Genomic DNA, 20,744 nt, shown 5'->3' on the forward strand with positions numbered 1-20,744 from the left:
CCCGGCGGAGCACGGCCGCGCCCTCACTGCGGTGGCAGCGCCTCGCCCTGGACCGCCTGGATGTCCAGCTCGACCTTCAAGGTCGTGCCGATGGCCGCGATGCCCGCCTGGACCACCTGGTTGTAGTTGATCGCGAAGTCCTCGCGGTGCAGCTCCGCGGTGGCCCGGAACGCGGCCCGGGTGCCGCCCCAGGGGTCGGCGCCGGTGCCGAGGTAGGCGAGGTCGAGGTCGACCGGCCGTACCACTCCGCGCAGGGTCAGCTCGCCGTGGACCGTCCAGCGGTCGGAGCCGGCCGGGGTGAGTCCGGTGGAGCAGTAGGTGATCTCGGGGTGGCGCTCGACGTCCAGGAAGTCGGCGGAGCGCAGATGTGTGTCGCGCATGCCGTTGCCGGTGTCGATGGATCCGGCCCGGATGACCGCCTCCACCCGGGACTTGGCGACCTCGTCCGGGGCGATCTCGATCCGGGCGGCGAAGTCGGTGAACCGGCCGTGCACGCTGGAGATGCCCAGGTGCTGTGCCGCGGCGGCCACGCTGGAGTGTGCCGGGTCGACGGTCCAGGGGCCGGGCGGCGGCAGTTCGGTGCCGCCCTGCCGGGCCAGCGTCACCGTGCCGGCCTCGGCGCGTCCGCTCGCGGTGACGATCGCGGTGGCGGCGGCCGGCGCGTAGCCGACGGCCGTGACGATCACGGTGTACGCCCCCGGCGCCAGCGCGGTCGCGTCCCGTACGGCGCCCTCGGCGTCCGCCTCGGCCCGTACCACCTGGCTCCCGCTCATGTCGGTCACCGTGACGACCGCGTGCGACACGGCCCATCCGTCCCGCGTGCGGATCTTCGCGGTCAGTCCCATGTCCCTCAAACTCCTTGCCGTACGGGGCTGTTCACAGCCGTACGAATGCGGTCGGCCCGTGGAGCGCGCCCGTACTTCCCACGCGCTCCACGGGCCGAGATGGTGAACTGGTCGAACTACTCGCCGGGGTGGGCGAGTTCGATGTCGTGGTCGTCGGTGCCGCGGCCGAGGACCGTGAGCGCCGTCGCGACCGGCGGGTAGCCCGTCGCGATGACCGTGTACTCGCCGCGGTCGAGGTCGGTGAAGGCGTACGCGCCGTCGCTCCCGGTGGTGGCGGTGCCGACCACGTTGCCCGCCCCGTCGACCAGCGTGACGCGGGCGTCGGCGAGAGGGCCGTGCGGGGCGCGGACGCGGCCCTGGATCTGGGCGCCCGAGTCGAGGTCGATCTCGATCCGGGTGACGCCGGCGCCGCCGACCTCGACGGGCAGCGCGCGCGGCCGGTGACCGGCGGCGTTCACCGCGACGGTGATCGCGCCCGGCACCAACTCGGCGAAGGCGAAGTCGCCCTGCTCGCCGGTGGTCCCGGTGGCCAGCAGGTCACCGCGCACATCGGTCACGATGACCATCGCGTCCTTGACGGGCTCGCCCGACTCGGCGGCCCGCACCAGCCCGTTCAGCCCGCTGGTGCCGCTGAGCAGGATGTCGTACGCGACCGGCTCGCCGTGCACGACGACCGTGGACGCCTGCGGCTGGAAGCCGTCGGCGGAGGCGATCAGGACGTACGAGCCGACGCCCGGCGCGTCCACCGCGTAGGAGCCGTCGGGCTGGGCGACCGAGCGGCCCAGCTGGCGTCCCGCGAGGGAGATCAGGGTGACGGCGGCCTGCGCGACGGGCGCGCTCTCGGCGCCGCGGACGAAGCCGCGGACGGGGATCCCAGCGGACACGGGTGCGGTCTCCTCCCTGGCCGCCGTGGGTACGGCGGCGAACTGCCGGGTGCCTTCCTCGGAGGCGTTCCGGACGGTGGTCGGGGCGGACTCGGCCGGGACGGTCTCCCGGGCCGGCGCGGGCACCTCGGCGGCCCGCGCGTCCGGGGTCTCCTCCGTGGCCGCGGCCTGCGCCAGTCCGCCCTTCGTGCGCAGCGGGACCTCCTTGATGAAGAGGCTGACGAGGAAGGCGACGAACGCCAGGCAGCCGGCGATGAAGAAGACGTCGGCGATGCCGTGGCCGTAGGAGCTCTGCATCAGCATGCGCACCGGCGCGGGCAGCTTGGCGAGGTCCGGGATGCTCGCGGACGAGGAGCTCGAACCGGCCAGCGCGGCACGGTACTTGGGGTCGAGGGCGGCGATGCCGTCGGTGACGTAGTGCGTGATCCGGTGCGACATCACCGCGCCCAGCGCGGAGACGCCGACCGCGCCGCCGAGGGAGCGGAAGAAGGTCACGGTGGAGCTGGCCGCGCCGAGGTCGCTCGGGTCGACCTGGTTCTGCGTGCACAGCACCAGGTTCTGCATCATCATGCCGATGCCGAGACCCAGCAGGGCCATGAAAATGGCCATCTTCCAGTAGTCCGTGTCGTACCGGATGGTGCCCAGCAGGCACAGCCCGGCCGTCACCAGGACGCCACCACTGACCAGCCACGCCTTCCAGCGCCCGGTGCGGGTGATGAACTGGCCGGAGACGGTCGAGGAGACGAACAGGCCGCCGATCATCGGGATCGTCATGACGCCGGACATCGTCGGCGACTTGTCCCGGGCCAGTTGGAAGTACTGGCTGAAGAAGACCGTGCCGGTGAACATCGCGACGCCGACGAAGAGCGACGCGATGGAGGCCAGCGTGATGGTGCGGTTGCGGAACAGGCGCAGCGGGATGATCGGCTCGCTGGCCTTGGACTCGACCAGCACGAAGAGCAGGCCGAGCACGATCGAGCCGCCGATCATGACGCCCGACTGCCACGACACCCAGTCGTACTTGTCACCGGCGAAGGTGACCCAGAGCAGGAGCAGCGAGACGGCGGCGGCGATCAGGGTGGCGCCGCCCCAGTCGACCTTGACCTCGCGCTTGACGACGGGCAGGTGCAGGGTCTTCTGGAGCACGATCAGCGCGATGACGGCGAAGGGCACACCGACGTAGAAGCACCAGCGCCAGCCGAGCCAGCTGGTGTCGGTGATGACGCCGCCGAGCAGCGGGCCGCCGACGGTGGCCACGGCGAAGGTGGCGCCGAGGTAGCCGGAGTAGCGACCGCGCTCGCGCGGCGAGATCATCGCGGCCATGACGATCTGGGCCAGCGCGGAGAGACCGCCCACGCCGATGCCCTGGACGACACGGCAGGCGATCAGCATGCCGGGGTTCTGCGACAGACCCGCCGCGGCGGAGCCCAGAACGTAGATGATCAGAGCTATCTGGACGAGCGTCTTCTTGCTGTAGAGGTCGGCGAGCTTGCCCCACAGGGGGGTGGCGGCCGTCATCGACAGCAGGGCGGCGGTGACGACCCAGGTGTACGCGGACTGTCCGCCGCCGAGGTCGCTGATGATGTGCGGCAGGGCGTTGGTGACGATCGTGGACGACAGGATCGCCACGAACATGCCGAGCAGCAGACCGGAGATCGCCTCCATGATCTGCCGGTGCGTCATCGGCGCACCGTCGGGGGCTCCCCCGCCGTGCTTGGCGTGAGCCCGCACACCGGCTGGTGTGGTCGTTGCCATGGGCTTCCTTTTCTTCCGTGCTTATGCGGGTGTACGGGTGGTCTGTGTCTGTTCGAGGGGGAGGTGGGGGTCGGGTCGGGGCGGGGCGCTGCGGCAGTCGTCGAAGCTGGCCCGCAGCCGGGCCATCAACTGGATCAGCCGGCCGACCTCGTCGTCGTTCCAGTCGCTCAGCCGGTCGGCGAGCAGCTGGGCGGTCCGCCGGGAGAACTCGTCGACCTGCGCCCAGCCGCTCGGGGTGAGACGCAGGATGCGGGAGCGCCGGTCCGCCGGGTCGGGGGACCGCTCGATCCAGCCGCGCTCGGCGACGTGCGCGACATGGCGGCTGGTCACGGACATGTCCACGGCGAGCAGCTCCGCGAGCTTGCTCATGCGCATCGCGCCGTGCCGGCCGAGCAGGGTCAGTACGGCCGCGGAGCCGCTGGGGCAGTCGGACGGCAGGATCCGTCCCAGCTCCCTGCGTACGGCGCCGAAGGCACTGAACTGACGCATCAGCTCCTCGTACTGCGTCCGCCCGGCCATCCCACCTCCCATGTTCGTTGCTTAGGGCAACCATAGAATCTGTTGGTTGCTACAGGCAAATAAAAAGGGATGGTCGCACATAAAAAGTTGGCAAAGTCAAGCGCTGGTGAACGCGAACTTCCCGGTCGCGGAGGCTCCACGAGGCCCCGCACTTGGGTGTCCCCCGCGGATTCGCTAGTGTCTCGGCCCATGGCTAACACCCAGGGCCCCGAGGGCAATTACGACCCCGCAGGCAGCACCCAGATGTTCCGCGCCTTCGTCGACGAGACCCCGCCGGGCCGACAGCAGCAGGCGGCGGCCCCCACGGGCCCCCGCGTCGGCCTCATCATCGGCGTCATCGTCGCCGTGGCGGTCGTTGCGGCGGTGGCCTGGCTGGCACTCAAGTGACCGACTGACGCCCGGGGGCCGGTACGGGGCGGACCGCCGGGCGAACCGCCCGCCGGTTCAGCGGTCCGACGGCCGAGAGGTACGACCGGCCACGGGCAACCGGTACACCGTCGACTCCCGGGCCCGGAAGCCGAGCCGCTCGTAGAGCCGGTTCGCCGCCGTACGGTCCGGCCGCGAGGTCAGGTCGACGGTCCGGGCCCCGGCTTCCCGGGCGATCCGCACCGCCTCCGTGGTCAGCGACGCCGCGATCCCCCGCCCCCGGGCCGCGCCGTCGACGACCACGTCCTCGACGCGCCCGCGCAGCCCGGAGGGCACGGGGAAGAGGACGAGGGTCAGGGTGCCGGCGATCGTTCCGCCGGTCCGCGCGACCAGCACCGTGGTGGCCGGGCACGAGACCATCCGCTCGACCGCCGCCCGGTCCAACGGCTCGGCGGTCGAGGAGAGCTGCGGCAGCAACCGGCCCAAGGCGGCCACGAGTTCCTCGCTCGCCTCCCGGGCGACCTCCACCTGAACGTCCATGAGGCAGAGCCTGTCCAGCGGCAGCGGCCCGGTTCCTAGCTCCACTCCCTAGCTCCACGTGACCGAGACATCGCGGGTCTCGACGTGCATCCCCAACGGTACGCGCCACGCGTCCACGCACACCGTCCAGGTCTTCGTCCTGGTGGCCCCGGCCGCGATCGGCGCGGGAAGCGGTCGCGTGGACCTGACCGTGGCCCAGTCGATGCCGAGCGCGCCGATGATGTGCGTGCCGAGGGTGACCGTGCCCGAACCGGCCGCCGTACCACCGGTGTTGTGGATGGCGAGCGTCACGGCCTCGCACCAGCGCCGGTCCGTGGCCTCGCGTACGGGAGTGCCCCAGGTCAGGACGGCGGGGCCGACGGGGGCGGATGGAGATGGAGTTGGGGACGGCGTCGGTGTCGGCTGCGGAGTCCGGTCCGACGAACCAGAGCCCGTACGGCCGGACTTGGAGCCGCCGGAGGGTGCGGGGACCGGGGCGGCGGACGGGTCCGCTGCGGCGGACCGGGGGCCGCGCGAGGGCGTCCGCGACCGTCCTGTACCTCCGGGCGGTCCCGAACTGCCGTCCCGCGCGCGGGAGTCGCTGTCCCCTCCGGACGTCGGACCGTCCAGCGGTACCAGCGACACACTCCCCGTCGGCCGGATCGCCGTGGCGGACGGGGCGGGTGGTGCGCCCGCCGGGCCGATCGCGACGTAGCCGCCGCCCGGGTGGCCTCCGCAGGCGGCGAGGGCGAGGGTGCCGCCCAGACAGACGACGACGGCCGCCGACGCACCCGGCGGGGCGCCTCGGCGGCCAGTTGTCCACGTCGCACGGAGCATCGCGCCATGATGTCTGACGCTCCGTCACATAGGAAGGGGCGGTCGAAGGGTCAGTCGGAGATCAGGCCCTCGCGCAGCTGCGACAGCGTGCGGGTGAGGAGGCGCGAGACGTGCATCTGCGAGATGCCGACCTCCTCGCCGATCTGCGACTGGGTCATGTTGGCGAAGAAGCGCAACATGATGATCCGGCGCTCACGGGGCGGGAGTTTGGCCAGCAGCGGCTTCAGCGACTCGCGGTACTCCACCCCCTCAAGGGCCGTGTCCTCGTAGCCGAGGCGGTCCGCGAGGGAGCCCTCGCCGCCGTCGTCCTCGGGGGCCGGGGAGTCGAGCGAGGAGGCGGTGTACGCGTTGCCGACCGCGAGGCCGTCGACGACGTCCTCCTCCGACACGCCCAGTACCGCGGCGAGTTCGGGCACGGTCGGCGAGCGGTCCAGCTTCTGGGAGAGCTCGTCGCTGGCCTTGGTGAGGGCCAGCCGCAGCTCCTGGAGCCGGCGCGGCACGCGCACGGACCACGAGGTGTCGCGGAAGAACCGCTTGATCTCGCCGACGACCGTCGGCATCGCGAACGTCGGGAACTCCACCCCGCGTTCGCAGTCGAAGCGGTCGATCGCCTTGATCAGGCCGATGGTGCCGACCTGGACGATGTCCTCCATCGGCTCGTTGCGCGAGCGGAAGCGGGCCGCCGCGTAGCGCACGAGCGGGAGGTTCAACTCGATGAGCGTGTCCCGGACGTACCCGCGCTCGGGGCTGTTCTCGTCCAGTGCGGCGAGCCGCAGGAAGAGGGAACGGGACAGGGTGCGGGTGTCGATGGCTCCCGTCGTGGGGAGGGGCGGGGCCGGTACGGCCTCCAGGACCGTAACGGCGTCGAGCGCGGGCGCAGCCTCGCTCTTTGTGAGCGTGAGCACCTTGGAGCTGCCCTGGTCTGCGGACATGCCACCCCCTTTGGGTCGCGGGACGGTCGCGGCGGACGCTCCCGTCGGGGGAACGCAGCCTTCACCTGAATACCGGAGCCGGGGCTCCGGCAAACGCGCTTCCCGCAGAATGTCACATGTCGGCAACACGCTGTAGTGACATGTCGACATGGAAATGGTGAATCGCCCCTGGCCGCAAGGGGTCTGAGGGGTTTTCAGGACGCGACCGTCCGCAAGGGCCCTGATGGGCGATTCGTTCGTACCGGTGAAAGATCGCTCGCGCTTTCGGCCGGGGCTCGACCGAGGTGCGGCTACGCCTCGATCCGGTTGGCGGAGCGCAGGCGTTGGAAGCTGCGGGCCAGCAGGCGGGAGACGTGCATCTGCGAGACCCCGAGTTCCGCGCTGATCTGCGACTGGGTGAGGTTGCTGTAGTAGCGCAGCAGCAGGATGCGCTGCTCCCGCTCGGGGAGCTGGACCAGCAGGTGGCGCACGAGATCGCGGTGCTCCACGCCGTCCAGGGCCGGGTCCTCGTAGCCGAGCCGGTCCAGCAGGCCGGGCATGCCGTCGCCCTCCTGGGCCGCTTCGAGGGAGGTCGCGTGGTACGAGCGGCCCGCCTCGATGCAGGAGAGCACCTCGTCCTCGCCGATGCGCAGCCGTTCGGCGATCTCGGCGGTGGTCGGGGTGCGCCCGAAGGCGGTCGTCAGGTCCTCGGTCGCGCCGTTGACCTGCACCCACAGCTCGTGCAGCCGGCGCGGGACATGGACCGTACGGACGTTGTCGCGGAAGTAGCGCTTGATCTCGCCGATGACGGTGGGCATCGCGAACGTCGGGAACTGCACGCCGCGGTCCGGGTCGAAGCGGTCGATGGCGTTGATGAGCCCGATGGTGCCGACCTGGACGACGTCCTCCATCGGCTCGTTGCGGGAGCGGAAGCGGGCGGCCGCGTAGCGCACGAGCGGGAGGTTGGCCTCGATGAGCGCCCCGCGCACCCGGTTGTGCTCCGGCGTACCCGGCTGGAGTCCCTTGAGCCGGCCGAAGAGCACCTGGGTGAGGGCCCGGGTGTCGGCACCGCGGCTGCGTTGCGGAGCGGCTGCCGCCGGGGGCGGGGCGGGGGCTTCTCCCTGGGGCGGCGCGGTACTGGCCGACACGGTCAACGCCACACCTCTTCAGTAGGTCAACTCATCCGTCAAAAGCGGTCATAGCATCACAAGACATGTGCACTGTGTGCAAGTACCTGCCAATACCGCGTTACTCCGTGTTGAGGGGCAAGTTGAGGCAAGCGACCTCCCAAGACACGGAGAAGCCCCCGCCGTTCCGCTGGAGGGAACGGCGGGGGCCGCGGTGCGGGCGGTTCAGAACTCGTAGTCCGCGACCACCCACGTGGCGAACTCCCGCCACAGCGCGACGCCCGCCTGATGGGCCGGGTGCTCGATGTACCGCTTCAGGGCGTCCGGGTCCTCGACCGCCGAGTTGATCGCGAAGTCGTAGGCGATGGGGCGGTCGCTGATGTTCCAGCCCAGCTCCCAGAAGCGCAGCTCCTCGATCAGGTCGCCGAGCGGGCGGAAGGCCTCGACACCCGCCACGACGCGGGGATCGTCGCGTTCGACGCCCTCGTCGAGCTTGAAGAGGACCAGGTGGCGGATCATCTGTGCGCTCCTTGTTCAGTGCGCCCCGTCGGCCAGCCAGGTCATGAAGTCGCCGACGGACTTGGCGGCGTCCGATATGCCCTCGAAGGCTATCTGGACGTAGTCGGCCGCCTTGGCCGGGTCCGTGATGATCACGTACAGCGCGAAGACCACGAGCACATAGACGGCGATCTTCTTCGCGTTCACCGCCATCGCGGCCTCCCCTGTGACGTCCGTGCCCCGGTGGGCCCCCTGGTGACGGCCGCGAGTGTAACCGCCATGCCCTCCATGAGGTCCAACACCCCGCAGGTGAAAGGCAGTTGACCAACCTCACGACCCCGCACGCACGAAGGGCCCCGTCTCTCGACGGGGCCCTTCGGAAGCGGTAGCGGAGGGATTTGAACCCTCGGTGAGTTTCCCCACACTCGCTTTCGAGGCGAGCTCCTTCGGCCGCTCGGACACGCTACCGAGAGAGACCTTACAACACGGTGGGGGATGGTTCGAAATCGGTGATCAGCGGCTTCGGAAGAACTCCGTGAGCAGCTCGGCGCACTCCCCGGCGAGCACGCCGCCGATCACCTCGGGCCGGTGGTTGAGCCGCCGGTCGCGGACGACGTCCCAGAGCGAGCCGGCCGCGCCGGCCTTCTCGTCGCGGGCGCCGTAGACCACCCGGTCCACCCGGGACTGCACGATGGCGCCCGCGCACATCGTGCAGGGTTCCAGCGTCACGACGAGGGTGCAGCCGGTCAGCCGCCATGTGCCGAGCAGCGCCGCCGCCCGGCGGATCGCGACGACCTCGGCGTGCGCGGTCGGATCGCCGGTGGCCTCGCGCTCGTTGTGCCCCGCCGTCAGCACCGTCGTACCGTCCGGGGACAGTACGACGGCGCCGACGGGCACGTCGCCGCCCCGGACGGCGGTTCGGGCCTCGTCCAGGGCGCGCCGCATGACGGCCCGCCAGCGGTCGCGGACCGGGTCGGGGGACCCCTCGGTGCTCTCGGTCAGCGGACGGTCTCCAGAACCTCGGAGGCGCCCAGGGCCTCGGCGATGGCGTTCAGCGCGTCGTCCGCGTCCAGGACGCGCAGCTCCTTCTCGCCGACGCCCAGGTCGTCGAGGATCAGCGGGTCGCCCACCGGGCTGTGCGGCACCGCCTCGGCGGAGGTGCCGGGGCGGTCGTCATCGCTGTCGGGGTCGTTGTCGGGTTCGTTGTCGTCCGATTCACCGTCCTCGGTGCCGTCGAGGTCGAGGGCGTCCAGGTCGACGACGTCGTCGACACCCGGATCCCTTCCGAGCAGTTCGTCGGTGAGCAGGATCTCGCCGTACGAACTGCGGGCGGCGGCGGCGGCGTCCGAGACGTAGATGCGAGGGTCCTCCTCGCCGTCCACCCGGACGACGCCGAACCAAGCGTCTTCCTGCTCGATCAGCACGAGCACCGTGTCGTCCTCCGTCGAGGCTTCTCTGGCCAGTTCGGCCAGATCCGACAGGGTCTCCACGTTGTCGAGCTCTGTGTCGCTCGCTTCCCACCCGTCTTCGGTGCGCGCGAGCAGTGCGGCGAAGTACACCGTGACTCTCCCACTGGTCATAGGCGTGCCGGTTGGGGGTCCCCCCGGCGGAGGTCGCGGGCGGGGAGAGCTGTGCGCTCCGAGCCCCGCCCACTCGGAATCGTGGCAGAAACAAGACGTTCAGGGGACGTCTTCCGCTCCCTGTGTCCGCTCGTTTTGATCGTCCACCAGCGGGATCGTACGCGGCGATCGCGGTGCGCACGTACCGGGACGCCCCTGTGGGGGCTCCGGACCGGCCATGACTACCAGCGGAAGGTGCGCATGCGCATGGCGTGGCGGAGGCGGGCGACCTTGGCGCGGCGCGGCTGGACCCGGTCGCGCAGCTCACGGGCCTCGGCCAGTTCGCGCAGGAACCTGGCCCGGCGCCGCCTGCGTTCGGCGTCGGTCTCGTGCGGTGGCGGGCCCCCTGCGGGCTCCCGGTCGGGCATGGCGCACCTCCCCAGTCCGTCCCTCCCCCTTTCCCTCGGACAGCCGGTTTGATGCCGACGGCAGCGGGTTCCGGCGGACGCGGAGCCCATTAGTGTGGTGGACATGCGTCTCCTCGTCGTCGACCATCCCCTGGTCGCTCACAAGCTCACCACGCTGCGCGACCGGCGCACCGACTCCGCGACCTTCCGCCGCCTGGCCGACGAGCTGGTCACCCTGCTCGCCTACGAGGCCACGCGTGACGTGCGCACCGAACAGGTCGACATCACCACGCCGGTCGCCTCGACCACGGGCGTCAAGCTCTCCTACCCGCGCCCGCTGGTGGTGCCGATCCTGCGGGCCGGCCTCGGCATGCTGGACGGCATGGTCCGGCTGCTGCCGACGGCCGAGGTCGGCTTCATGGGCATGGTGCGCGACGAGGAGACGCTGGAGGCCTCCACGTACGCCACGCGCATGCCGGAGGACCTCTCCGGCCGGCAGGTCTACGTCCTCGACCCGATGCTCGCCACCGGCGGCACCCTGGTCGCGGCGATCCGGGAGCTGATCAAGCGCGGCGCGGACGACGTGACCGCCGTGGTCCTGCTGGCCGCCCCCGAGGGCGTGGAGGTCATGGAGCGCGACCTGGCGGGCACCCCGGTGACGGTCGTGACGGCGTCGGTCGACGAGCGCCTGAACGAGCACGGCTACATCGTGCCGGGCCTGGGCGACGCGGGCGACCGGATGTACGGCGCCGCCGAGTAGCCCACCCGGGCGCGATCGCCATAGCTCCCCGTAGAACCAGAGGCTGTGCCGCTACGGCGCCGCGCAGCCCTTCTTCGACGCGGCGGGCGCGGGCGAGGGCTTGGTCAGGGCGGCCAGGGCCTTGTCGGCGTCCGCCTTCGTCGTGAGGTGCGTGAAGCCGGTGCCGATGACGAGGTCGACGGCGCCGCCCTTGCGGCCGGGGTCGGTGCGGCGCTCGGCGCCGGTCAGCTGGGTGGCGAGCACGGGCAGCGAGGTGTCCAGGGCGGAGGCGGGGCCGAGCAGGAGGCCGGTGCCCTTGATCTTCTTGTCGAACTTCTTGGCCGCGTTGCCCACGTCGCCGATCTTGAAGCCGCGCTTCTTGAGTTCGTCGGCGGTGGACTTGGCGAGGCCGCCGCGGGGCGTGGCGTTGAAGACGTTCACGGTGATCGCGGCCGGGCGTACGGGGTCGGCCGCGGTGCTCGGGGCGGGGCTCACCCCGGACGCGCAGTCCGGCTTGGGGCCGGCCGCCGCGGGCTGTTCGCCACCGCCGGTGAAGACGTCGATGAGCTGCACCGTGCCCCACCCGCCCACGCCGAGGACGGCGACCGAGACGGCGACCAGGACGACGAGCCTGCCGCGCCGCCGCGGACGGCGCATGCGCGGGTACTTGTCCCCCGTGATCTTGTACTGGCCGCCCATGCCTGGGGGAGTCAGCATGCTCATGAGCGCAGCGTAGTGCGCCTGAGCGGCAATGCCTACTGGATGATCATCGGACATCGCCCGTCGCACCCGAAAGGGCGAACGGCCGGCCGGAACGCGGCGCTCCGCGGCTCGGGCAGGGGGGTGTGTCAGCCCGTTCTCAGCCCAGTTCCAGCACGCGCGCGTGCAGCACCTGACGCTGTTGCAGCGCGGCGCGCACCGCGCGGTGCAGGCCGTCCTCCAGGTACAGATCGCCCTGCCACTTCACGACGTGCGCGAAGAGGTCGCCGTAGAAGGTGGAGTCCTCGGCGAGGAGGGTCTCCAGGTCGAGCTGGCCCTTGGTCGTCACGAGCTGATCGAGGCGGACCGGGCGCGGTGCGACGTCCGCCCACTGCCGGGTGCTCTCCCGGCCGTGGTCGGGGTACGGCCGGCCGTTACCGATGCGCTTGAAGATCACACGGAAAGCCTACCGGTCATGACCTTCCGGGCGCAGCCATGGCGGCGGAGTACGACGCCGGAAAACCCGGAGTAAAGACGGGCAAAAAGGGAGTGGGGCCTGGTGGGAGCGACGGCGGGAGGATCGCCGCGGGCCACCCCTTCACAGGACCCGCACCCCACCCCGGCGCCCTCCCGCACGTCGCGCGGACGTCCCGGGCGGGAGGGGAGAGGCCGGCGGGGCCCGTACGAGCCGGCGCTCGCGCCGGGCGGCTCCCCAGCGGCCGTACCGCGGTCAGCGCGTCGGCCGCGGAAACCGCCCGCACGGAGTACGACGGCGGCTCACACCGTGGCCGGCACCCGCTGGGCGCGGCTCCGCATCCGCACGCCGGTGACGATCTCGACGACGCCGACCGCGACCAGCCAGATGCCGCCGACGAGGGTGAGCACGGCGACCGACCGGAAGGGCGAGTCGATCAGCACCACGCCGGCGACGAAGGTGACGATCCCGAGGAAGATCTGCCAGCCGCGGGCGGGCATGGTCCGGTCGTGGGCGGCGGCGAGGGTCTGGGTGATCCCGCGGATCACCCAGCCGATGCCGATCCACAGGGCCAGCAGCAGGATCGACTGCATCGGCCCGCGGAAGCAGAACAGGCCCAGCACGATCGAGAAGGCACCGCTGATGAACGCCAGCACGCGCAGCGAGGTCGCCCGGTGCGTGCCGAACGCGGCGACCAGCTGGAACACCCCGCTGATCACCAGGTAGAGGCCGAACAGGATGCCGGCGACGAAGAGCGACGCGTGCGGCCAGACCAGCACCAGGACGCCCAGGACCAGCGAGGCCACACCGGTGAGCAGGACCACCTGCCAGGCGGCTCGGGAGAGGGCGTGCAGGGGGCCTTCCAGCTCCTGCTCGTCGTACGGGGGCGGGGTGCGCGGGGCGCGGGCGGCGCGGTCGTCGGATCCCGCGCCCCGCGAGGGGCCGGTCGGTGCCTCGGTCATGGTCCATGCTCGGACCGGTTCGGGGCGGGCCGCCACCGGGGCGGGGCCACCTGGCTGACGGCTACTTCCCGGCGGCCTTCCCGACGCCCTTCGCTGTGCCCTTCCCCGCGGCCTTCCCCGCCTTGGCCGCCGCTTTCATCTCCTGCTTGTGCGCGCGGACCCTGGCCAGCGACTCCGGGCCGGTGATGTCGGCGACGGAACGGAAGGACTCCGGTTCGCCGTAGGCGCCGGCGGCCTCGCGCCAGCCCTCGGGGCGGACGCCGAGCCGTTTGCCGAGCAGGGCTAGGAAGATCTGCGCCTTCTGCCGGCCGAACCCGGGCAGCTCCTCCAGCCGACGCAGCAGCTCCTGCCCGGTGCCGACGCCCTCCCAGACCGCGCTCGCGTCACCGTCGTAGTGCTCGACGAGGTACTGGCACAGCTGCTGGATCCGCTTGGCCATCGAACCGGGGTAGCGGTGCACGGCCGGCCTCTCGGAGAGGAGGGCGGCGAAGGACTCCGGGTCGTGGGCCGCGATCTCGTGGGCGTCGAGGTCGTCGGCGCCCAGGCGGCGCGCGAGGGTGGCGGGTCCCTTGAAGGCCCACTCCATCGGGATCTGCTGGTCGAGCACCATGCCGACCAGCGCGGCGAGCGGGGAACGCCCGAGGAGTGCGTCGGCCTCGGGGTCCTGGGCGAGGTGCAGGGTGACGTCCATGACCTCGATCATGCCCCGGCGCGGGCCGGCCCTCCACGCGAGGACGGCCGGTCCGCCGGGCGCCGAAGCCGAGCCGCCCCACCGGCAGCCGCCCCGCCGACGGCCGCCGCACGGTGCCCCCGGGTTCCGCCGCCCGCGCCCCGCCACTCGCGCACCCCTCGTTCCATGCGGTCGGCACCGTTCCCGTACGCTTTCGACGACTACTAAGGTGAGCCTCACCTAATCGAAAGTGGGCGCAGAGTGCGGACCGAGATCTACCGCGATGCCTGGGGCATCCCGCATCTGCGCGCCGGCGACATCGGTGAACTCGCCCGCGCCCAGGGCCGCGTCACCGCCCGCGACCGCGCCTGGCAGCTGGAGGTCGAACGGCACCGCGCGCAGGGCACCTCCGCCTCCTTCCTCGGCGCCGACGCCCTGTCCTGGGACCTCTTCGCCCGCCGCGCCCGCCTCGACGACACCGCGCGGCGCTGCTTCACCGCCCTGGCGGAACGGGACCCGGAGACGGCGGCCTGGGTCGGGTCGTACGTCGACGGCGTCAACGAGACCCTGGCCAAGGCGTCCCGCACCGCCCCCGAGTTCGCCCGCACCGGCCTCGCGCCGGGCCGCTGGCAGCCCTGGACCCCGCTCGCCGTCTGGCTCGGCACCCACATCCTCTTCGCGGGGTTCCCCGCCAAGCTCTGGCGCGACGCGGCGCTGCGCCACCTCGGCCCGGAGGCCGTCGGACTCTTCGCCGCCGACGGGCCCGGCAGCGCCGGCAGCAACGGCTGGCTGGTGAGCGGCGAACGCACCACGACCGGCCGGGCCGTGCTCGCCGGCGACCCCCACCGCTTCATCGAGGACCCCGGCGTCTACCAGCAGATCCACCTCTCCTGCCCGGAGTTCGACGTCGTCGGCCTCGCCGTGCCCGGCGTCCCCGGCATCGCCCACTTCGGCCACACCGGCACGGTCGCCTGGTCCATCACCAACGCCATGGCCGACTACCAGGACCTCTACCGCGAACGCCTGCGCCGCACCGGCGCCGGCGTCGAGGCGCTCGGCCCCGACGGCGTCTGGCGGCGCGCCGCCCGGCACACCGAGACGGTCGAGGTGGCGGGCGAGGCCCCGGCCGAGACCGAGGTGATCGAGACGGACCGCGGACCCGTCGTCGTCGGCGGCCCCGAGGGACTCGACGACGGTGTCGCCGAAGCGGACAACCCCCTTGCCCTCAGCCTGCGTTACCCGCCTCGCGTCACCGGCGACCTGGGCTTCGGCGCGCTGCTCCCGCTGCTGCGGGCCCGCCGGGTCGCCGACGTCGACCGCGCCTTCGACGCCTGGGCCGAGCCCGTCAACGTCGTCCAGGCCGCCGACACCGAGGGCGGCGTGCTGCACCGGGTGGCCGGTACGGTCCCGCTCCGCTCCGCCGCCAACCGCCTCCGCCCGGTCCCGGCCTGGGAACCGGGCCACGAATGGCACGGCCGGCACGAACTGCCCCACGCCCAACTCACGGACGGTACGGCCGTGATGGCGAACCAGCGCGGCCTCGCGGCCCCGCTCGGCGTCGAGTTCGCGCCGCCCCACCGCGCCGACCGCATCACCGCGCTCCTCGCCCGCCGGGAGAAGTGGTCGGCTGCCGACATGCCCGCCATCCACATGGACACCCATCTCGGCTCGGCCGCACCCCTGTTGACCCATGTCGCCGCCCTCGACGGCCTCACCCCGGCCGCCAGCGCGCTGCGCGACCGGCTCCTCTCCTGGGACCGGCGCATGGACGCCGACAGCGCGGACGCCGCCCGCTACGCGGCGGTGCGCGGCGCGGTCGTACGGCGGCTCGCGGCCCACCCCGCCTTCGCCGCACTGGCCGAACTGCCCGCGTACCCCCAGGTCCTCCTGCCCTGGCTGGCCCTCCTCCCGCGCATCGCCTTCGCCCTCGAACACCTGCTGAGCGCGCGGGAGTTGTACGGCGTCGACCGGCCGGCCGCCGTCCGCGCGGCGCTGGAGGAGACGGCCGCCGCGCCCCCGGCCGCCTGGGGCGACACCCACCGCCTGGCCCCCTGGCGCGCGCTCCCCGCCCAGCCGTCCCCGGCCGGGGAACCACCTCCCTCCGGCGGCGACCACGACCCCGCCGCCGGGGAACCACGCCTCTCCGGCGACCACGACTGCGTGCTCTGCACCTCCGCCGTGCCCGGCCTCACCGACCGCAGCGCGCGCGGCCCGGCGGCCCGGTTCGTCTGGGACCTGGCCCGCCGCGAGGACAGCCTCTGGGTGGTGCCGTTCGGGGCGTCCGGGGTCCCCGGCTCCCCCCACCACCACGACCAACTCCCCTTGTGGAGCAGGGGAGAGCTGGTCCCGGTGAGCACCGACTTCGATCGCCTGCGCCGCGAAGAGGAAGAAGAGGAAGAAAAGGAAGAAGAGGAGAACGATGTCTGACCCGTACACCCCCGCCTCCACCCGCACCCCCGTCCACGAGCAGCGCGTGGACGGCTACGGCACCGTCCGCGTCCTGCCGCTGGACCCGGAGGCCGACGCCGACGTGATCCACGGCTGGGTGAGCGAGCAACGGGCCCTGTTCTGGGGCATGAACGGCCTGACCCGGGACCAAGTCACCGAGATCTACGCCCACATGGACACCCTCGCCACCCATCACGCCTACCTGGCCGTGCGGGACGGCGACCCGGTCGCCCTGCTCCAGACCTACGACCCGGCGGCCGACCGCGTCGGCGACTGCTACGACGTACGTCCCGGTGACGTCGGCATGCACCTCCTGCTCGCACCACCAGGCCCGGCCGGCGCCCGGTCCGGCTGGTCGTCCGCGCTGCTCGGTGTGTTCGTCTCCTACCTCCTGCTCGGCCTCGGCCGGAGCCGGATCGTCGTCGACCCCGATGTGCGCAACGAGAAGGCGATCGCCCGCTTCCGCCGCGAGGGTTTCGTCACCGGCCCGGCCGTCGTACTGCCGGAGGTGGACCTGCCCGACGTGTGGCTGCCCGAAAAGCACGCCCAACTGGCCTTCCTGGCACGGGAGATAGCTTCCCCGGAGTGAACCCGGAAGACCTCGTCGCCCCCTACGCCTGGCGACGTGGGGGACGCGCGTGCCCGCCCGGCCGCCCCGCCGACGGCCCGGACCAAGGGCCATGATCTGGTGGTGACCGGCGCGGTGCCGACGCGGTCCGCACGGTGGGCGGCGGGCGGTGAGCGGCGCCACCTCGTGAATGATGGGCGCGGTTCGTCCGTACCTGTCGAGAGGCCGGACAGTCCGAAGACGGAGAAGCGACGTGTGCCGACGACGGAACGAGCGGGACCACCCCCCACCCCGCACCCACCGACGGGTGCTGCTGCTGGGCTCCCTGCTGGTCCTCTTCCTCCTCGGCACGGCGGCCCCCGCCTCCGCGCACGCCGCGCTCGTGGGCACCACCCCGGCCGACGGAAGCGTGGTCACGTCGGCCCCGCGCTCCGTCACGCTGACCTTCTCCGAGTCCGTGGGCCTGCTCGACGACTCCTTCCGCGTCTTCGACCCCGCCAACCGGCGGGTGCGGACCGGACCGGCACGGCACGCACGGACCGGTGCCGACACGGCGAGCGTCACCCTCCCCGCCGACCTGGGCACCGGCACCTTCACGGTCGCCTGGCGCGTGGTCTCGGCGGACAGCCACCCGGTCGCGGGCGCGTTCACCTTCTCGATCGGCAAACCGTCCCCGACGACCGTCCCCCTCGCCACCTCCGCCACCGAGGACCCGCTCACCGGCGGCCTCTACGACATCGCCCGCTACCTCGCCTACGTCGCCGCCGCCCTCCTCATCGGCACGGTCACCTTCGTCACCCTCTGCCGCCCCGCCGACCCGACCGCCCTGCACAAGCCGGTCCTGACCGGCTGGTGGACGCTGCTCGCCGCCACGCTGGCCCTGCTCGTCCTCCGGGCCCCGTACGAGACGGGCACCGGCCCCGGCACGGCCTTCGCCCCCTCGTCCCTGACCCACACCCTGACCACCCGCCCCGGCCTGGCCCTGGCCGCCCGACTCGCCCTGCTGGCCCTCACGGGCCCGTATCTCCTACGGCTACGGGCCCGCCCGCGCCCCGGCCGCCCCACCCTCGCCGCGGGCGCCGCCCTCGCCGTCGGCCTGGCCCTGACCTGGGCCGCGGCCGAACACGCGTCGGCCGGCATCCAGGTACCCGTGGCGATGGCCTCGGCGGTCCTGCACCTGCTCGCGATGGCGGTCTGGCTGGGCGGCCTCACGGCCCTGCTCACCCTCCTCCACCGCGCCCCCGACCTCGACTCCGCCCCCGTGGCCCGTTTCTCCCGCCTCGCCTTCGCCTCGGTCACGGTCCTCGTCGTCACCGGCGCCTACCAGTCCTGGCGCGGCCTCGGCTCCTGGCACGCCCTGACGACTACGTCGTACGGCCGCGTCCTGCTCGTGAAACTGGCCGCGGTGCTGGTGCTGCTGGCGGTCGCGGGACGGTCACGCCGATGGACCGGCCGGATGGTGGCGGAGGCGGCGGGTGCGGGCGCGTGCGCGGAAACGGCAGCTCGGGTGCCGGTGCCGGTGCCGGTGACGGTGTTGACGGAGGCCGTGCCGGCGGCGGAGGCGGCTCGCCAGGACGGGCGCACGGAGCGGGTGCCCGAGGCCGTATCCGGGCGCGATGCCCAGTCGCAGTCGCAGTCGCAGTCGCAGTCGCAGGTGCAGTCGCAGTCCGGGCCCGAGTCCGAGTCCGAGTCCGGGGATACGGGCGCCGCGACGGACTCGGGCCGCTCGGCCCGGCGTCGGCTGCGCCGCTCGGTTCTGCTCGAAGTGGCGGTCGGGGTGGCCGTGTTGGTGATCACGACCCTGCTGACCAACACGCTGCCCGGCCGGGCAGCGGCGGAGGCGGCACCGGCCGCGGGCACGGGCGTACCGGCGGCCTCCGTCACGACGATCCCCTTCGACGTGGGCACCCCCGGCGTCCACGGCCGGGTACAGATCACCCTCGACCCCGGCCGCGTCGGCCGGAACACCGTCGAAGCCGTCGTCTACGGCGCCGACGGCGGCTTCGCCACCGTCCCCGAACTCCGCCTCTCCTTCACCCTCCCCGCCCAGAAGATCGGCCCCATCGACGCCAGGCTCGCCGACCGGGGCGGCTATTGGGCCGGCGACACCCTCAACCTCCCCATCCCCGGCACCTGGACCATGAAGGCGACGATCAGGGTGTCGGACCTGGACCAGGTGAGCGAGGAGAAGCGGGTGCGGATCCCCCGGTAGCGGGTGGGCAGCGGCACTCGGGGCGGGGTCACCGGTGCCGCCGCCTCCACCGGAGTCACCAGGGCACTTCCCCCTCGTCGTCGAAGAAGCCGCCGGTCGGGCCGTCGTCGGGCAGGGTGGCGAGCCGGAGCGCGATCGCGGCGCCCTGTTCCGGGGTGCGGACGCCGCGGAAACCGTTGAGGTCGGTCGCGCAGTATCCGGGGCAGCCGGCGTTGATCAGGATGTTCGTGTCGCGCAGTTCCTTGGCGTACTGGACGGTGACGGCGTTGAGGAAGGTCTTCGACGGGGCGTAGGCGACGGCGATCGGGCCGGTTTCGGCGCCGGGGGTGGACTGCTTGGTGAGTGAGCCCACGCTGCTGGACATGTTCACGATCCGCGGCGACGGCGAGCGGCGCAGCAGCGGCAGCATCGCGTTGGTGACGCGGATGACGCCGATCACGTTGGTCTCCACGGCCGTCCGCACCGTCGTGACGTCGACCGTGGTGGGCTGCTGTGCCGCGCTGCCGGTGATCCCGGCGTTGTTGACGAGCACGTCGAGACGGCCGGCGCGCTCCTCGACCAGCGCGACGGCGGCGGCCACGCTCGCGTCCTCCGTCACATCGAGCGGCACCACGAACGCGTCGACGTCGGCCGCCCGCAGTTTCGCCACGGCGGCCTCGCCGCGTTCCGCGTCCCTGGCACCGACCCCGACCCGCCACCCGAGGGCGCCCAGCCCGGCCGCGATCTCGTACCCGATTCCCTTGTTCGCGCCGGTCACCAGCGCGATCGTCTGTTCGTTCATGCGGCCCATCGTGTCCGCGCGCGACGCCCGGAGGCCAACACCGATCGGGTGGGGATCGATACCGCACGGGTATCGATCGCCGTTGAGGCCGCTAGCATGGAACCGTGGAGACACGGGAATTGCGGTACTTCGTCGCCGTCGCCGAGGAGCTCCATTTCGGCCGGGCGGCCCTGCGGCTCGGGATGGCGCAGCCCCCGCTGTCGCGGGCGATCCACCAGCTCGAACGGCGGCTCGGCGCCACGCTGCTGGAACGCACCAGCCGCACGGTCACCCTGACCCCCGCCGGGTCGGTACTGCTGCGCGAGGCCCGGGCGGCGCTGGACGCCGTAGAGGCCGCCGAGCGCCGCACCCGGCGGGCCGCGACCGGTCACACCGGCGTGGTCCTCGCCACCAAGGCCGGCGCGTCCGGCGAACTGCTCGCCAAACTCCTCGACGCCTACGCCGCCGAACCCGACGCGGTCGCCGTCGACCTGTTCCTGTGCGGGATCGGCGAGCAGGAACGCGCGCTGCGCGACGGCCGGGCCGACGTGGCGCTGCTGCACCTGCCCTTCGACTCCACCGCCGGCTTCGACACCGAGGAGCTCCGGACCGAGAACCAGGTCGTACTGCTGCCCGCCGGGCACCCCCTCACCGGCCGGCCCCACGTGCGGACGGCCGACGTCACCGGCCTGCCCGACCTGCCGATGCCGCGCTGGCCCGGCCGCGACGGCACCTACCCGGACGGCCCCGGCCCGCAGGCCCGCGACCACGCCCAACTGGGCCAGCTGATCGCCCTCGGCCGCGCCTGCTGGATCGCGCCGGAGTCGAGCACGGCCCAGCTCTCCGGCGACATCGCCGCCGTACCGGTCCTGGACGCCCCACCGGTCACGACGGTCATCGCCTGGCCACCCCACAGCCGCTCGCTGGCCGTCGCAGGACTGGTACGCAGCGCGACACGCCTCTGAGGGCAGGCGGGGGCGGCTC

At 72.6% G+C, this 20,744-nt stretch carries 23 protein-coding genes and 1 tRNA gene; 6 read left to right on the top strand and 18 right to left on the bottom strand.

Going from position 1 to position 20,744, the window contains the following annotated elements; all coding sequences use genetic code 11:
* Positions 1-23 precede the first annotated feature (23 nt).
* The 3 genes from ABZT12_RS03385 to ABZT12_RS03395 all read right to left on the bottom strand — a co-directional run bounded on the left by ABZT12_RS03385 (position 24) and on the right by ABZT12_RS03395 (position 4,003).
* Entirely contained in the window at positions 24-845 is an 822-nt protein-coding gene (locus tag ABZT12_RS03385) for a YceI family protein (protein ID WP_356376434.1), read from the bottom strand.
* A 116-nt stretch (positions 846-961) separates the two neighbouring features.
* Complete coding sequence (locus ABZT12_RS03390) at positions 962-3,484, bottom strand: MFS transporter (RefSeq protein WP_356376437.1); 2,523 nt, start codon at positions 3,482-3,484, stop codon at positions 962-964.
* A 21-nt stretch (positions 3,485-3,505) separates the two neighbouring features.
* Positions 3,506-4,003, bottom strand: coding sequence for a MarR family transcriptional regulator (locus ABZT12_RS03395; protein ID WP_356376440.1), 498 nt, complete (start codon positions 4,001-4,003; stop codon positions 3,506-3,508).
* Positions 4,004-4,192: 189 nt separating this feature from the next.
* On the opposite strand from ABZT12_RS03395, the gene ABZT12_RS03400 reads away from it, so the two are divergent.
* A complete protein-coding gene (locus tag ABZT12_RS03400; protein WP_356376443.1) occupies positions 4,193-4,390 on the top strand; it encodes a hypothetical protein in 198 nt (65 codons plus the stop codon).
* 57 nt (positions 4,391-4,447) lie between these two features.
* Here ABZT12_RS03400 and ABZT12_RS03405 read toward each other — a convergent pair whose 3' ends face one another.
* The 10 genes from ABZT12_RS03405 to ABZT12_RS03450 all read right to left on the bottom strand — a co-directional run bounded on the left by ABZT12_RS03405 (position 4,448) and on the right by ABZT12_RS03450 (position 10,248).
* On the bottom strand, positions 4,448-4,909 hold the full coding sequence (locus ABZT12_RS03405; protein WP_356376446.1) for a GNAT family N-acetyltransferase: 462 nt from the start codon (positions 4,907-4,909) through the stop codon (positions 4,448-4,450).
* Between the two features lie 48 nt (positions 4,910-4,957).
* Entirely contained in the window at positions 4,958-5,725 is a 768-nt protein-coding gene (locus tag ABZT12_RS03410) for a hypothetical protein (protein ID WP_356376449.1), read from the bottom strand.
* A 50-nt stretch (positions 5,726-5,775) separates the two neighbouring features.
* Positions 5,776-6,657, bottom strand: coding sequence for an RNA polymerase sigma factor SigF (locus ABZT12_RS03415; protein WP_356376452.1), 882 nt, complete (start codon positions 6,655-6,657; stop codon positions 5,776-5,778).
* A 290-nt stretch (positions 6,658-6,947) separates the two neighbouring features.
* Complete coding sequence (locus tag ABZT12_RS03420; protein WP_356376455.1) at positions 6,948-7,796, bottom strand: RNA polymerase sigma factor SigF; 849 nt, start codon at positions 7,794-7,796, stop codon at positions 6,948-6,950.
* 192 nt (positions 7,797-7,988) lie between these two features.
* A complete protein-coding gene (locus ABZT12_RS03425; protein WP_356376458.1) occupies positions 7,989-8,282 on the bottom strand; it encodes a Dabb family protein in 294 nt (97 codons plus the stop codon).
* 15 nt (positions 8,283-8,297) lie between these two features.
* Positions 8,298-8,474, bottom strand: coding sequence for a hypothetical protein (locus ABZT12_RS03430; RefSeq protein WP_356376461.1), 177 nt, complete (start codon positions 8,472-8,474; stop codon positions 8,298-8,300).
* 170 nt (positions 8,475-8,644) lie between these two features.
* Positions 8,645-8,729 (bottom strand) — tRNA-Ser (locus ABZT12_RS03435).
* A 45-nt stretch (positions 8,730-8,774) separates the two neighbouring features.
* Complete coding sequence (tadA, locus tag ABZT12_RS03440; RefSeq protein ID WP_356376464.1) at positions 8,775-9,206, bottom strand: tRNA adenosine(34) deaminase TadA; 432 nt, start codon at positions 9,204-9,206, stop codon at positions 8,775-8,777.
* Between the two features lie 53 nt (positions 9,207-9,259).
* Positions 9,260-9,820 (bottom strand): hypothetical protein, encoded by a 561-nt coding sequence (locus ABZT12_RS03445; protein WP_356376725.1) that lies wholly within the window; start codon positions 9,818-9,820, stop codon positions 9,260-9,262.
* 242 nt (positions 9,821-10,062) lie between these two features.
* On the bottom strand, positions 10,063-10,248 hold the full coding sequence (locus ABZT12_RS03450) for a hypothetical protein (RefSeq protein ID WP_356376467.1): 186 nt from the start codon (positions 10,246-10,248) through the stop codon (positions 10,063-10,065).
* Between the two features lie 103 nt (positions 10,249-10,351).
* Between ABZT12_RS03450 and upp the strand changes: the two genes are divergently transcribed.
* The gene (upp, locus tag ABZT12_RS03455; protein WP_356376470.1) at positions 10,352-10,987 is read left to right on the top strand and encodes a uracil phosphoribosyltransferase; all 636 of its coding nucleotides are present in this window, start codon (positions 10,352-10,354) and stop codon (positions 10,985-10,987) included.
* Between the two features lie 51 nt (positions 10,988-11,038).
* Here upp and ABZT12_RS03460 read toward each other — a convergent pair whose 3' ends face one another.
* From ABZT12_RS03460 to ABZT12_RS03475, 4 genes are all read right to left on the bottom strand, one after another.
* Positions 11,039-11,665 carry a LytR C-terminal domain-containing protein gene (locus ABZT12_RS03460; protein ID WP_356376728.1) on the bottom strand — a complete coding sequence of 209 codons (627 nt, stop codon included), beginning with the start codon at positions 11,663-11,665 and terminating at the stop codon, positions 11,039-11,041.
* A gap of 160 nt (positions 11,666-11,825) precedes the next feature.
* Positions 11,826-12,122 (bottom strand): type II toxin-antitoxin system VapB family antitoxin, encoded by a 297-nt coding sequence (locus ABZT12_RS03465; protein ID WP_003955420.1) that lies wholly within the window; start codon positions 12,120-12,122, stop codon positions 11,826-11,828.
* Between the two features lie 320 nt (positions 12,123-12,442).
* Positions 12,443-13,102: an HdeD family acid-resistance protein gene (locus ABZT12_RS03470; protein ID WP_356376472.1), complete on the bottom strand. Its 660-nt coding sequence runs from the start codon at positions 13,100-13,102 to the stop codon at positions 12,443-12,445.
* Between the two features lie 61 nt (positions 13,103-13,163).
* Positions 13,164-13,793, bottom strand: a complete 630-nt coding sequence (locus ABZT12_RS03475; RefSeq protein WP_356376475.1) for an HhH-GPD-type base excision DNA repair protein — start codon at positions 13,791-13,793, stop codon at positions 13,164-13,166.
* A gap of 240 nt (positions 13,794-14,033) precedes the next feature.
* Between ABZT12_RS03475 and ABZT12_RS03480 the strand changes: the two genes are divergently transcribed.
* The 3 genes from ABZT12_RS03480 (at position 14,034) to ABZT12_RS03490 (ending at position 19,000) form a co-directional block, all read left to right on the top strand.
* Positions 14,034-16,199, top strand: a complete 2,166-nt coding sequence (locus tag ABZT12_RS03480) for a penicillin acylase family protein (protein WP_356376478.1) — start codon at positions 14,034-14,036, stop codon at positions 16,197-16,199.
* Positions 16,192-16,809 (top strand): GNAT family N-acetyltransferase, encoded by a 618-nt coding sequence (locus ABZT12_RS03485; RefSeq protein ID WP_356376481.1) that lies wholly within the window; start codon positions 16,192-16,194, stop codon positions 16,807-16,809. The genes ABZT12_RS03480 and ABZT12_RS03485 overlap by 8 nt, the downstream gene beginning before the upstream one ends.
* Positions 16,810-17,098: 289 nt before the next feature.
* Complete coding sequence (locus tag ABZT12_RS03490; RefSeq protein WP_356376731.1) at positions 17,099-19,000, top strand: copper resistance CopC family protein; 1,902 nt, start codon at positions 17,099-17,101, stop codon at positions 18,998-19,000.
* A gap of 55 nt (positions 19,001-19,055) precedes the next feature.
* Here ABZT12_RS03490 and ABZT12_RS03495 read toward each other — a convergent pair whose 3' ends face one another.
* Positions 19,056-19,781 (bottom strand): SDR family oxidoreductase, encoded by a 726-nt coding sequence (locus ABZT12_RS03495; RefSeq protein ID WP_356376483.1) that lies wholly within the window; start codon positions 19,779-19,781, stop codon positions 19,056-19,058.
* Positions 19,782-19,885: 104 nt separating this feature from the next.
* On the opposite strand from ABZT12_RS03495, the gene ABZT12_RS03500 reads away from it, so the two are divergent.
* Positions 19,886-20,725 carry a LysR family transcriptional regulator gene (locus ABZT12_RS03500; RefSeq protein ID WP_356376486.1) on the top strand — a complete coding sequence of 280 codons (840 nt, stop codon included), beginning with the start codon at positions 19,886-19,888 and terminating at the stop codon, positions 20,723-20,725.
* The last annotated feature ends 19 nt before the right edge of the window (positions 20,726-20,744 follow it).

This window comes from Streptomyces sp. NPDC005423, assembly GCF_040606415.1.
Classification (GTDB): Bacteria; Actinomycetota; Actinomycetes; order Streptomycetales; family Streptomycetaceae; genus Streptomyces.

Bases quoted from the DNA above. Each gene is read 5' to 3' on its own strand.
- tadA (WP_356376464.1), bottom strand. From the start codon at position 9,206: ATGCGGCGCGCCCTGGACGAGGCCCGAACCGCCGTCCGGGGCGGCGAC.
- ABZT12_RS03395 (WP_356376440.1), bottom strand. From the start codon at position 4,003: ATGGCCGGGCGGACGCAGTACGAGGAGCTGATGCGTCAGTTCAGTGCC.
- ABZT12_RS03430 (WP_356376461.1), bottom strand. From the start codon at position 8,474: ATGGCGGTGAACGCGAAGAAGATCGCCGTCTATGTGCTCGTGGTCTTC.
- ABZT12_RS03475 (WP_356376475.1), bottom strand. From the start codon at position 13,793: ATGGACGTCACCCTGCACCTCGCCCAGGACCCCGAGGCCGACGCACTC.
- ABZT12_RS03385 (WP_356376434.1), bottom strand. From the start codon at position 845: ATGGGACTGACCGCGAAGATCCGCACGCGGGACGGATGGGCCGTGTCG.
- upp (WP_356376470.1), top strand. From the start codon at position 10,352: ATGCGTCTCCTCGTCGTCGACCATCCCCTGGTCGCTCACAAGCTCACC.
- ABZT12_RS03400 (WP_356376443.1), top strand. From the start codon at position 4,193: ATGGCTAACACCCAGGGCCCCGAGGGCAATTACGACCCCGCAGGCAGC.
- ABZT12_RS03410 (WP_356376449.1), bottom strand. From the start codon at position 5,725: ATGCTCCGTGCGACGTGGACAACTGGCCGCCGAGGCGCCCCGCCGGGT.
- ABZT12_RS03485 (WP_356376481.1), top strand. From the start codon at position 16,192: ATGTCTGACCCGTACACCCCCGCCTCCACCCGCACCCCCGTCCACGAG.
- ABZT12_RS03470 (WP_356376472.1), bottom strand. From the start codon at position 13,102: ATGACCGAGGCACCGACCGGCCCCTCGCGGGGCGCGGGATCCGACGAC.
- ABZT12_RS03415 (WP_356376452.1), bottom strand. From the start codon at position 6,657: ATGTCCGCAGACCAGGGCAGCTCCAAGGTGCTCACGCTCACAAAGAGC.
- ABZT12_RS03405 (WP_356376446.1), bottom strand. From the start codon at position 4,909: ATGGACGTTCAGGTGGAGGTCGCCCGGGAGGCGAGCGAGGAACTCGTG.
- ABZT12_RS03460 (WP_356376728.1), bottom strand. From the start codon at position 11,665: ATGGGCGGCCAGTACAAGATCACGGGGGACAAGTACCCGCGCATGCGC.
- ABZT12_RS03390 (WP_356376437.1), bottom strand. From the start codon at position 3,484: ATGGCAACGACCACACCAGCCGGTGTGCGGGCTCACGCCAAGCACGGC.
- ABZT12_RS03450 (WP_356376467.1), bottom strand. From the start codon at position 10,248: ATGCCCGACCGGGAGCCCGCAGGGGGCCCGCCACCGCACGAGACCGAC.
- ABZT12_RS03495 (WP_356376483.1), bottom strand. From the start codon at position 19,781: ATGAACGAACAGACGATCGCGCTGGTGACCGGCGCGAACAAGGGAATC.
- ABZT12_RS03425 (WP_356376458.1), bottom strand. From the start codon at position 8,282: ATGATCCGCCACCTGGTCCTCTTCAAGCTCGACGAGGGCGTCGAACGC.